General features: G+C 44.6%; 10 protein-coding genes. 7 read left to right on the forward strand and 3 right to left on the reverse strand.

Annotated elements, in window-relative coordinates:
* The first annotated feature begins 3 nt into the window (after positions 1 to 3).
* From HW45_RS21990 to HW45_RS22010, 5 genes are all read left to right on the forward strand, one after another.
* Positions 4 to 1,458 (forward strand): ATP-binding protein, encoded by a 1,455-nt coding sequence (locus HW45_RS21990; protein ID WP_038229791.1) that lies wholly within the window; start codon positions 4 to 6, stop codon positions 1,456 to 1,458.
* Between the two features lie 98 nt (positions 1,459 to 1,556).
* Positions 1,557 to 2,813: an ABC transporter substrate-binding protein gene (locus HW45_RS21995; RefSeq protein WP_038229793.1), complete on the forward strand. Its 1,257-nt coding sequence runs from the start codon at positions 1,557 to 1,559 to the stop codon at positions 2,811 to 2,813.
* A 242-nt stretch (positions 2,814 to 3,055) separates the two neighbouring features.
* Positions 3,056 to 4,054: a TRAP transporter substrate-binding protein gene (locus HW45_RS22000; protein WP_038229795.1), complete on the forward strand. Its 999-nt coding sequence runs from the start codon at positions 3,056 to 3,058 to the stop codon at positions 4,052 to 4,054.
* Positions 4,055 to 4,134: 80 nt separating this feature from the next.
* Positions 4,135 to 4,788: a TRAP transporter small permease gene (locus HW45_RS22005; RefSeq protein WP_006075544.1), complete on the forward strand. Its 654-nt coding sequence runs from the start codon at positions 4,135 to 4,137 to the stop codon at positions 4,786 to 4,788.
* A 2-nt stretch (positions 4,789 to 4,790) separates the two neighbouring features.
* Positions 4,791 to 6,152, forward strand: coding sequence for a TRAP transporter large permease (locus HW45_RS22010; protein ID WP_006075545.1), 1,362 nt, complete (start codon positions 4,791 to 4,793; stop codon positions 6,150 to 6,152).
* Between the two features lie 32 nt (positions 6,153 to 6,184).
* Here the strand turns inward: HW45_RS22010 and HW45_RS22015 are convergent, their stop codons facing one another.
* From HW45_RS22015 to HW45_RS22025, 3 genes are all read right to left on the reverse strand, one after another.
* Complete coding sequence (locus HW45_RS22015; protein ID WP_006075546.1) at positions 6,185 to 6,373, reverse strand: hypothetical protein; 189 nt, start codon at positions 6,371 to 6,373, stop codon at positions 6,185 to 6,187.
* 96 nt (positions 6,374 to 6,469) lie between these two features.
* Positions 6,470 to 7,816, reverse strand: a complete 1,347-nt coding sequence (locus HW45_RS22020; RefSeq protein WP_038229797.1) for a sigma-54-dependent transcriptional regulator — start codon at positions 7,814 to 7,816, stop codon at positions 6,470 to 6,472.
* A 3-nt stretch (positions 7,817 to 7,819) separates the two neighbouring features.
* Positions 7,820 to 9,610 (reverse strand): sensor histidine kinase, encoded by a 1,791-nt coding sequence (locus tag HW45_RS22025; protein WP_038229798.1) that lies wholly within the window; start codon positions 9,608 to 9,610, stop codon positions 7,820 to 7,822.
* 560 nt (positions 9,611 to 10,170) lie between these two features.
* Between HW45_RS22025 and tig the strand changes: the two genes are divergently transcribed.
* Complete coding sequence (tig, locus tag HW45_RS22030; RefSeq protein ID WP_038229799.1) at positions 10,171 to 11,475, forward strand: trigger factor; 1,305 nt, start codon at positions 10,171 to 10,173, stop codon at positions 11,473 to 11,475.
* 105 nt (positions 11,476 to 11,580) lie between these two features.
* A complete protein-coding gene (gene clpP, locus HW45_RS22035; RefSeq protein WP_038229800.1) occupies positions 11,581 to 12,204 on the forward strand; it encodes an ATP-dependent Clp endopeptidase proteolytic subunit ClpP in 624 nt (207 codons plus the stop codon).
* Positions 12,205 to 12,323: the final 119 nt, after the last annotated feature.

The raw sequence follows: 12,323 nt of genomic DNA on the forward strand, positions 1-12,323 counted from the left end.
CACATGTCTAGAACTCATTGGCTAAAGCGTTTTAGCCCTAACTCTTTAGTCGCGAGAACACTGCTGCTGACGCTGTTGGCAGTTGTGTGCTCTCAAGGTGTACTTACGGCAATTTGGTACCAAAAAACTAAGCAAGATGAGCTATCTGGTATTCGTGATACCTCTGCTAGTATGGCGACCATGTTCGCCTCAACGGTGACCTTTTTCCAAAAACTCCCGATTAAATATCGCCATATTGTTCTCGACCAGATACGTAATATGGGTGGTACTCGTTTCTTCGTTTCATTCAATAAAGAAGAGCTTATCGTTGACCCGATTCCAGACACACCGCTTAAACTGGCGTCTATGGATTCGGTGACCAAAGTGCTGGAAGAGAAGCTGCCGACCATAGAAGCTGTGAAGGTGAATTTCTCGAAAGCAGAGAATTTACGACTGCTTAAAAATGATATTTTTATCAAGGATCTGCCTAAGTCTTGGGCACACCATACGTTAACGCTAGGTCCACTAGACCCGCCAATTCTGGTGGTGCAATTGAAGCTTAATCAAGATGAGTGGATCTATATCGCGGCTTTATTGCCTTCGCCATATATCCAGCTCGAAGACACCATGCTGACTCAAGATCAAATGGTGTTCTTATTTACTTCTACAACCTTGTTGCTGATCCTGACTTTCCTTTTGGTTCGTGCTCAAGTTAAGCCTTTGAGAAGATTGGCGAAAGCTGCGAATGAAATGAGTATGGACATCGATCAGCCACCATTAAGAGAAGCTGGCGCTTCTGAACTCGTGACGGCAACACGTGCGTTTAACCGTATGCAGACACGTATTCGCCAGTATGTATCTGACCGTGAACACCTGTTTTCTTCGATCTCTCACGATTTGAAAACACCTATTACACGTTTGAGGTTGAGAGCAGAGCTTCTGGATGATGATGTCAGGCGAGACAAGTTTAACCAAGACCTAGATGACCTTGAAATGATGGTGAAAGGCGCGCTGCAATGTGTGCGTGATACCGATTTGCATGAAAACAATGCCTACATTGACCTCAATGAGATGATCCGCAGTGTTTCGGAGACGCATAACCAAGTGCATACGTTGGTTAGCTTCACCGCGCTTCCAATGGAGCCAGTGGTTGTTAAACCACTAGCCATTAAACGAGTGCTAACCAACCTAATCGATAATGCGGTTAAATACGGCAATAGAGCATTTGTCAGCATTGAAGAGAATCCCAAATGGATCATCATTACTATTTTGGATAAAGGGCCTGGTATCCCGGAAGCTCGCATCGAAGAAGTGTTCGAGCCATATGTTCGCATTGCAACGGATAAAGAGGGGCATGGATTAGGCTTGGGGATCTGTCGCAGTATCTTGCACGGCCTTGGCGGCGATTTGATCATTCGTAACGCAGATTTTGGTGGGCTAGAAGTACAAGTGTTTATTCCGCCTAACCTAGAGGCCTAAGCAGGCTAGCTACTGAATTAACCTCAGACAGAGCGTTAAAGTCACTGAATCCAATAACTCGATATCACCAAAGTGATATCGATGCACAGATAACGGCAATGAATATGCGTAAATCACTACTAGCGTTACTGCTTACTTCCACAATTTTCCCTACTTTTCTGCAAGCGAGTGAAGTTGAGGTGTTGCACTGGTGGACATCAGGCGGTGAAGCTAAATCAGTTCAAATCCTAAAACAGAAATTGGAGCAGCGAGGTTACACCTGGAAGGATTTTGCCATTGCTGGTGGCGGTGGTGAGAGCGCTATGACAGTATTGAAAACTCGAGCGGTCTCGGGTAATCCCCCGTCAGCTGCCCAGATCAAAGGTGAGGATATTCAAGAGTGGGGAGGTTTAGGTTTTCTGACCAATCTTGATGATGTTGCCAAAGCTGATGGATGGGATGAAGTATTGCCACCTGTCGTAGCGGCAGGCATGAAGTACGATGGCAAATATGTTGCTGTTCCAGTCAATATCCACCGAGTTAACTGGCTCTGGGTCAATCCACAAGTGTTAAAAAAATCGGGAGTGGATTCGGTTCCAGAAACTCTAGATCAATTCTTTGCCGCTGCGGAAAAAATCAAAGCTGCGGGCTTCACACCCCTTGCTAATGGCAGTGGGCCTTGGCAAGACACGACACTGTTTGAAACCATTGCCCTTGCGGTACTAGGACCTGAAGATTTTAGACAAGCGTTTGTTAATCTAGATATGGATACTTTGTCGAGCGACAAAATGGCGAAGGTATTTGAGACGTTTGGCCGAATGCGCGATTACATGGATGAGGACGTCCAAGGTCGAGAGTGGAACGTGGCAACCAACCGAGTTCTTAATGGTCAGGCTGCTATGCAGATCATGGGAGACTGGGCCAAGGGTGAATTTACCGCCGCAGGAAAAATTCCGGGTAAAGATTACCTTTGCGTTCCTGCACCGGGTACTAAAGGGCAATTCATCCAGAATGTTGACAGTTTTGCCTTCTTTGATATCAAAGACGAAGCGGAAGTGAACGCCCAGAAAGCACTCGCTAGAACCATCATGGATAAGCAGTTCCAAGAAGTGTTCAACTTAAACAAAGGATCTTTCCCGGTTCGAACCGATATGGATATGCACGGGTTTGACAAGTGCGCTCTGGATTCCAGAAAAACATTTGAGCAGAGTATTGAAAATGGCGGTTTAGTACCAAGTATGTCGCAAAATATGGCGACAACGAGTTACGTACTGGGCGCGATTACGGATGTAGTCTCCAACTTTTTTAACGATCCAGAAGCTGACCCGAAGAAAGCTGCTCACAAATTAGCGAAAGCGGTTAAAGCGGCTATCTAGTAACTGCGTTTCCCGTTAGAACAGCGGAGGTTACCATGGGTAGAAATGGGCTTGTTTCTACCCTTTTTCATTTTATAAATGTGTCACTTTCCACCCACTTCAAAGGCTGGTTCTACACTTGACAATAAAAATCTATTGTAACCCGTTGTAATTCTGGCTTTTTTTTGATTGGCATCGTTATTGCTCTAACAAGATTATCAGTACCCATTGATGGGACTGCATTAATCCAAAGGAGAATAATAATGTTAAAGCCTCTATCCCTACTGTCTGTTTCTGCTATTGCTCTAGCAAGTTTTAATGCCGCTGCGGCGTGTGATCCAGGTGAGATTGTGATTAAGTTTAGTCACGTAACCAACACCGACAAACACCCTAAAGGTATTGCCGCATCATTGTTAGAAGAGCGTGTGAATACAGAAATGAACGGCAAAGCGTGTATGCAGGTATTTCCTAACTCAACTCTTTACGATGACAATAAAGTTCTCGAAGCCCTTTTAAACGGCGATGTTCAACTTGCCGCTCCTTCACTTTCTAAATTCGAGAAATTCACCAAGAAGTACCGCATCTTCGACCTACCTTTCTTATTTGAAAACGTAGAAGCCGTGGATCGTTTCCAAAACTCAGAGTCGGGTGAAAAACTGAAGAATGCGATGAATCGTCGTGGTCTACAAGGTCTGGCGTTTTGGCATAACGGCATGAAACAAATGTCGGCGAATAAGCCACTTCTTGTTCCGGGTGATGCGAAAGACCTGAAATTCCGTGTTCAAGCTTCTGACGTGTTAGTTGCTCAGTTTGAACAGTTAGGCGCAAACCCTCAGAAGATGTCATTCAAAGAAGTGTATGGCGGCTTGCAAACGAAGGTTATCGATGGCCAAGAAAACACGTGGTCAAATATCTACGGTAAGAAGTTCTTCGAAGTTCAAGACGGTGTAACAGAGACCAACCACGGTATTCTTGATTATCTTGTAGTGACTTCAAAGGAGTTCTGGGATGGCATGCCGGATGACACTCGCGAACAGTTCGCACAGATCCTAAAAGAAGTGACTGAGACTCGTAACTCAGAGTCGAGCAAAGTTAACCTAGCCAACAAGAACAACATTGTTGAAGCGGGTGGTGTTGTGCGTACTTTGACTCCTGATCAACGTCAACAGTGGGTTCAAGCTCTGCAACCTGTTTGGAAAAAGTTTGAGAAAGACATTGGTGCGGACTTGATCGAAGCCGCTCAAGCATCAAACCAACAATAACCTCGATATTCATTGTTAAGGGCCCTACGGGAAGTGGGGCCTAACCCTCTGTCCCTACTATTACAAAAGCGATGTATCACATGGAACAGTCTCTTATTTCTCGTATTGGTAAAGTGACCGATGCTTTTGAAGAAACGTTGATTGCTTTCTTCCTTGGCGCGATGACTTTGCTCACTTTTGCTAACGTTATTTCTCGTTATGTATTTAACGACAATATCCTTTGGGCTCTTGAACTTACCGTATTTATGTTTGCCTGGATGGTCCTTGTCGGCGCGTCCTATGGTGTTAAAAAGCACTTTCATATCGGTGTGGATGTTGTCATCAACATGGTATCGGAGGATAAACGCAAACTGTTTGCCATTGCCTCGGTATTAGCTTGTTTGGTGTTCTCTATCTTATTGCTAATCGGTTCGTGGAACTACTGGTACCCCTTTGCCACCGAGCGAGCTTGGTATGAAACCGACGATATTCCTATGCCTGAGGTTTTACAGTTTTTAGCAGACTGGCTAAATGAAGGTGAACGTTACGAAAAACTGCCGCGCTTTATTCCTTATATGGCACTGCCAATTGGTATGGCATTACTGACCTTTAGATTTGCTCAAGCCGCTTACCAGATAATGACGGGTAAGTTGGACCGACTGATCGCAGGTCATGAAGCTGAAGAAGATCTAGAAGCGTTAAAAGCGGAAATGCAGGACAACGCGTTTGACAGTGTTAAAGACAAGGATAAATAAGCATGGATATTCTATTACTCTTCTTAATGGTGGTAGGCTTCATGCTAATTGGCGTGCCTATTGCCGTGTCACTGGGTTTGTCCAGTATCTTGTTCCTACTAATGCACTCGGACGCATCGTTAGCATCTGTAGCGCAAACCTTGTTTAACGCCTTTGCAGGCCACTACACGTTACTTGCAATTCCATTCTTTATTCTGGCATCGAGCTTTATGTCGACGGGTGGTGTAGCAAAGCGCATCATTCGTTTTGCGATTGCTATGGTCGGTTGGTTCCGCGGTGGTCTTGCCATGGCATCAGTGGTGGCGTGTATGATGTTCGCAGCGTTATCGGGTTCATCGCCTGCAACAGTGGTAGCGATTGGTAGTATTGTTATCGCGGGTATGATCAAAAATGGCTATACCAAAGAGTTTGCAGCAGGGGTCATTTGTAATGCTGGTACTTTAGGGATTTTAATCCCGCCATCCATTGTAATGGTGGTCTACGCTGCGGCAACGGACGTTTCTGTAGGTCGTATGTTCCTTGGTGGCGTTATCCCAGGCTTGCTTGCGGGCTTGATGCTAATGATCGCCATTTATATCGCTGCAAAAGTAAAAGGATTGCCAAAGCAACCATTTGTAGGTTGGAAGGAAGTTTTCGATTCCGCTCGTGAAGCGAGTTGGGGTTTGCTGTTAGTAGTGATTATTCTTGGCGGAATCTACGGTGGTGTATTTACACCAACAGAGGCCGCAGCGGTCGCAGCAGTGTATTCATTTTTGATTGCTAACTTTATCTACAAAGATATGGGGCCGTTTGCTGATAAGGAAAATACCAAGCCAGCGATAGTTAAAGTGTTCCAAGCTTTTGTGCATAAAGATACCAAGCATACTCTTTTTGAAGCAGGGAAGCTGACTATCATGCTTCTGTTTATCATTGCTAATGCGCTGATCCTTAAGCATGTATTAACAGAAGAACGTATTCCTCAAATGATCACCGAATCAATGCTTTCGGCAGGCCTTGGTCCAATTACCTTCCTGATTGTGGTGAATGTCCTACTGCTTATTGGTGGTCAGTTTATGGAGCCATCTGGCTTGTTGATCATCGTGGCGCCGTTAGTTTTCCCTATCGCCATTGCACTGGGTATCGACCCGATTCACCTTGGCATTATGATGGTCGTGAACATGGAAATAGGGATGATAACTCCGCCAGTTGGACTCAACCTGTTTGTCACCGCAGGGGTGGCGAAAATGTCGATGATGGGTGTGGTGAAAGCGGCTCTACCTTGGGTTGCGGTTATGTTCCTATTCTTGATAATTGTTACTTACGTACCTTGGGTTTCCACTTGGCTTCCGACCACATTAATGGGACCAGAAATCATTACCAAGTAACTATTTATTAACGACAAAAAAAGAGGAGGTCGTTAGACCTCCTCATCTATATGCTTAATATTCTGCGTTCTTGGATCCGGCTGAGAGCGTCTTTCATAAAAAACACGTCTGCTTTGTTTTTTCCTTCTATCTACAGTCTCGCTGGTGCGATGCTCAACGTAAAAAATACCATCGATTTCTACCGTATCAGAAATAAAGGGAACCTTTGTTTTTTCGCCCATAATTGTCTCCCTACGTGTTCTTATACTCAATTGTTATGCAACGTCCTGTTTATATAATTTGAGTATAGGAGACTTGGCTCACACTTCTACAGTATTTTAGTAAGAGCTTTTGTAGGACTCCTTAATAAGCTGATATTTCTGCATTTTATCGTATAAAGTTTTTCTCGGGATATTGAGTTTTTCCATGGTTGCCTTGATGCTACCATTGGTTTCGATAAGGGCATGCTCAATGACATTTTTTTCGAATAGCCCCACTTGTTCGGCGAGAGACTGTCCTTCGTCACTCTCCGCTTGATTTGGCGTACCTGCTTGAATTTTACCCAATAGGACAAAACGCTCTGCACAGTTTCTGAGCTCTCTTACATTACCGGGCCAATCATGACCAATAAGTTGACTAAGTTCGTGAGGAGTTAATGCATTAGCGGTTTTTCCATAGCGAGATGCAGCGACAAGCTGAAAGTGGTGGAACAGTGAAGCGATATCGTCTTTCCGCTCTCTTAGAGGAGGTAAATCCAAAGTCACGATATTTAGGCGGTAATAAAGATCTTGGCGAAAATTACCTTGCATCGAAGCTTGGGTTAGGTCGGTTTTAGTGGCCGCGATAACGCGAATATTTAAGGGAATGAGTGTATTAGAACCGACTCGCTCAATGGCTCTTTCCTGCAATACTCGAAGCAGTCTTATTTGCGCTTGCATTGGCATCGATTCTATTTCGTCCAAAAATAAGGTTCCGCCTTCTGCGTGTTCAAACTTACCAATACGTTTGCTCTCTGCGCCAGTGAACGCTCCTTTTTCATGGCCGTATAACTCGCTTTCAATCAAATTCTCTGGAACTGCGCCACAGTTTACCGCGACGAAATTACCGTCTTTTCGTGAGCTTTGTTCATGTAATGAACGCGCAACCAACTCCTTACCCGTGCCCGTTTCTCCAAACAGTAAAATATCGGCATCGGTGTCGGCAACCACGGAGATAGTAGAGCGGAGCTCTTGAATCACATTGGTATCACCGATAATCCTCGGTCCAAGTGTTTGGCTTGCTTTTAGTGAGCGCTTAAGACTTTCATTTTCAAGAGTTAGTTGTCGCTTCTCAATCGCTCGTTGTGTTATCTCGATGAGGCGCTCAGCAGAGAAGGGTTTCTCGATAAAATCATAAGCACCATCTTGAATGGCTTGAACCGCCATCGAAATATCACCATGCCCAGTAATTAGGATGACGGGAATGCCTTGGTGATGGCGGGTGACGGTGTTGAGTAGATCGAGACCTGACAACCCAGGTAAACGAATATCAGAAATAATCGCAAGCGGAAGGTCATTTTGTTTTAGACACAACATGGCATCTTCAACAGACGCGAAGAATCGCGCCTCAATCTCGGCGAGTTCGAAGCTTTGTTCCAACGCGGCTCTGATATCAGCTTCATCATCGATGAAAAATATTTGGCTCATAATTTAGTCCCTGTCCGCTTGAGTGAAAATAGGCAATTCAACCGAAAAACGAGCGCCCCCTATAGGGGAGCGAGCAACGCGAATCTTGCCGTTTAAGTTTTGAATAATCTGTTGGGAAATGGAAAGCCCTAGCCCCAGCCCATTTTCTTTGGTGGTATAAAAAGGTTCAAACAACTCAGCTATTGAGTTGCCACTCAGGCCTGGCCCGGAATCATCGATATGAATTGTTACCTTGGTTTGACCCTGTTCTATGGTCAACTCTAGTCGTTTTTGTTCACTATCATGCATGGCTTGCATTGCGTTAGTCAGTAAATTAATAAGGACCTGCTCAACCTGAATGGGGTTGATTTGAACTAAGGTATCTTGCTGACCAATTTTGCAATCGAGAGTGACCTGATGATTCTTAAGTTGCGGCTGAATTAACTCTATGGTTGAAAATATCACCGGAGCAAGCTTGATACGGCTTAACTCATTGGCATCACTGCGTTTCGCGAAAGATTTAAGTTGTTGGCTGATTTTTGCCATTCGTTCAGTCAAAGCGACGATACGCTGTAAATTGTCTTTTGCTCGGTCAACTTTGTTTTTGTCGATAAAACGTTGACCGTTTTCGGCAAAGCTGCGAATGGCCGCAAGAGGGTTATTTAGCTCGTGACTAATACTGGCAGACATTTGGCCGAGCACTGCCAACTTAGCGGCTTGAATGAGCTCATTATGGGCTTGTCGCAAGGCTTTTTCAGTTTTGACCCTCTCATCAATTTCTACATGTAGTTCGGCGGTGCGTTCCATCACCAATAACTCAAGCTTTTGCTTAGCTTCAGCTTGCACTTGTTCGATCTGTCGGTGGCGATAGCGGCGGTTCTCAACCAGAGCGACGACTAAGTAAAGTGTAATAAAGACCAGCGCTAAAACGCTAATAAATCCGAAAAGCTCAATATAGAGCGTCGAGAGGGGAGTTAAGACTCTTAAAATAAGATTTGGAATACCGGATTCACGTTGGGTAACCAAGTAGTGTTTGGTGAAGATATTACCTTCAGGATTAGCAAGCTGGGTGGATTTTGCCGTCAGGTCACCGATGAATCCCAAGCTGTGGATATCGGTTTCTAAGTACTGTCTTGAATTGCGGATACGTTGTAGTGTTTGTGCGTTCAGTGTTGAAAGACTTTTGAACAGCCAATTAGGGTTGCTAGACATGAACACGACGTGATTATTGTCGGTGGCCACATAGGTGCTAGTTTCACTTTGCCAGTTACGCTCAATGGCAGACAGATCCATTTTGACCACGACGACACCAATGTGCTCAGCAGCATAAGTCACAGGAAAGGAGTAATAATAACCACGTTGTCCAGATGTCGAGCCCAGCGCAAAATAAGTGCTGCGTCCACCGTTAATGGCTTCTTGGAAATAAGGTCGAAAAGCAAAATTTTTGCCGATAAATGAACGTTCTAAAGCCCAGTTACTTGAGGCAATGGTGTTGCCGTAACGGTCGATGAGATAGGTATCTGAGGCTAAGATAATCCGGTTGGCTTGCTCCAAGTAGCGATTAGTTACTTCAATTTGAGCGGTGTTGCTCGGGGATAATAATGCGTCTACTAATTCTTTATCTTGCGACAGGAGTTGTGGGATATGTCGATACTTGTCCAGTTTACTGTCGATGGTTTCTACGAATCGGTTCAGCCAATTGTTATGCTGTTCTTCAAGAGCAGCGTAGCTGTGCTGCCAGTACCATTGACCGCCTACAGTCGAAATTAAGAGAAATAGGGCAACAAAGCCTAGCAAAATCCGTTTCAATCGCATCGTCGAACCCCAACGTTAAACACCAACGATTCCGTATGTCGTTTGAAAGCATAGGTTAACGAATTTGAGGGTTTTGTGGCAAAAAAGTTATAAGAACTGAGAGGTTAACGCGTTGCAAAACAGGAGCAAGATCTCTTTTTTCGCCATTCACCAAAAAAAGCCCTTCACTCTCTTGAAAAAGCCGATATTGTCCCCATTTCAAGTTGGAATCGGTTGAAAACGTCATTGTTGAACGTTTTCTTGGAGTAATTAGAGACAAAACCACCGATTGACCCGACTTCGACTCGACAGGGTAGGCGGAGATCGCTAGAATGTCGCGTCTGAAATTTTGTCCTGAGACTAATCAGAGATGCCTTTGAGGCTGTCTATTCAGCCCGATGAAGACGTCACTCATTAGTCCGATAGCCAAGATAACACGCTAATTAAAGCATGATTTACTGGTTATCGATGCTCACTTTAAAGAAGTACCTATTGGTACTAACAAGGATGAAGCGGAAATATCCTCGTGATATGGATGCTCATACGCTCAGCCAACACTGAGCCAAACTGAGGTTTATACAATGCAAGTTACTGTTGAAACTCTAGAGGGCCTAGAGCGCCGTCTAAACATTACTGTTCCTGCTGCTAACATCGAAGACGCAGTGACAGCTGAACTACGCAACATCGCGAAAAACCGTCGTTTCGATGGTTTCCGTAAAGGTAAAGTACCGATGAAGATGGTTGCGCAAATGTACGGCAAAGCAGTACGTCAAGACGTGATGGGTGAAGTTATGCAACGTCACTTCATCGAAGCAATCGTTTCTGAAAAAATCAACCCAGCTGGCGCGCCTACTTTCGCTCCTGTTGAAAACGAAGCTGGTAAAGATCTTGTTTTCACTGCGACTTTCGAAGTTTACCCAGAAGTAGAACTTAAGGGTCTAGAAAACATCGTTGTTGAAAAGCCTGCAACTGAAGTAAATGACGCTGACGTTGAAGAAATGATCGACACTCTACGTAAGCAGCAAGCAACTTGGACTGATGTTGAAGAAGCGGCTGAAGACGGTAAGCGTGTAACTATCGATTTCACGGGTTCAATCGACGGTGAAGAGTTCGAAGGCGGTAAAGCTGAGAACTTCCCACTAGAAATGGGCGCTGGTCGCATGATCCCTGGTTTCGAAGACGGTATCCAAGGTAAGACTGCGGGTATGGAATTTGAAATCGACGTAAACTTCCCAGAAGATTACCACGCTGAGAACCTAAAAGGTAAAGCAGCTAAGTTCCTAATCAAAGTGAACAAAGTTGAAGCACGTGAGCTTCCAGAAGTAAACGACGAGTTCGTTTCTAAGTTCGGTGTTGCTGAAGGTGGCGTTGACGCTCTTAAAGCTGAAGTTCGTAAGAACATGGAGCGTGAGCTTAAGCAAGCAATCAAGAACCGCATCAAAGAGCAAGCTCTTGACGGTCTAGTTAAAGAGAACGACATCGACGTTCCTGCTGCACTAATCGACCAAGAAATCGGTGCTCTACGTCAGCAAGCTGCACAACGTTTCGGTGGCAACCCAGAAGCTGCACAACAGCTTCCACGTGAGCTATTCGAAGAGCAAGCTAAGCGTCGCGTAGTTGTTGGCCTACTTCTAGGTGAAGTGATCAAGTCTGAAGAGCTAGAAGCTAGCGATGAGAAAGTGAAAGAGCTTATCTCTGAAATGGCAACAGCGTACGAAGATCCATCAGAAGTAATCTCTTACTACGAGCAAAACGAGCAAATGATGAACAACATGCGCAACGTTGCACTAGAAGAGCAAGCGATCGATGCAATTCTTGCTAAAGCACAGGTTTCTGATAAAGAAGTTAGCTTCAACGAGCTAATGAACCAACAGCCTGCTGCTTAATAAGCAATATCTTGTATAGAAGGTTGACTTAGAGTCGACTTCTCTGCTAACAATGGTCCGTATGATGTTTATCATCCGGGCCATTTATTTTAGGGACATAAGAATATGAGCTACCAAGAAAAAAATGCAATGTCGCCAATTATGAACGCGCTAGTACCGATGGTGGTTGAACAAACTTCCCGTGGCGAACGCTCTTACGATATTTATTCGCGACTACTAAAAGAACGAATCATTTTCTTGACTGGTCAAGTGGAAGACAACATGGCGAACTTAATTGTTGCCCAGATGCTTTTCCTTGAATCAGAAAATCCTGACAAAGATATCTTCCTCTACATTAACTCTCCTGGTGGTAGCGTAACGGCTGGTATGTCGATTTACGATACTATGCAGTTTATTAAGCCTAATGTAAGCACGCTTTGTACTGGTCAAGCATGTTCCATGGGTGCCTTCCTACTTGCAGGTGGTGCTCCTGGTAAACGTTTTGCTCTGCCTAACTCTCGCGTGATGATTCACCAACCACTAGGCGGTTTCCAAGGTCAAGCTTCAGACATTCAGATTCATGCACAAGAAATTCTGACTATCAAACAGAAGCTGAACAATCTTTTGGCAGAACATTCAGGTCAGCCACTCGACGTTATCGAAAAAGATACTGACCGTGACAACTTTATGTCAGCTGCTCAGGCCGCTGAATACGGTATTATTGACGAAGTTTTAACCCATCGCGGTTAATCGACAATCGTTTGAGTAACAATTGACCAAATTGAAGCCTGTGAAAATCAAATTGGCGGGCGCAATTTGGTCTAAATTGATATACACTCAAAACATAGAAAGTAAAGGCTAAGAGGTTA

Origin of the sequence: Vibrio sp. ER1A (assembly GCF_000733315.1) — a bacterium.
Taxonomy (GTDB): Bacteria; Pseudomonadota; Gammaproteobacteria; order Enterobacterales; family Vibrionaceae; genus Vibrio; species Vibrio mediterranei.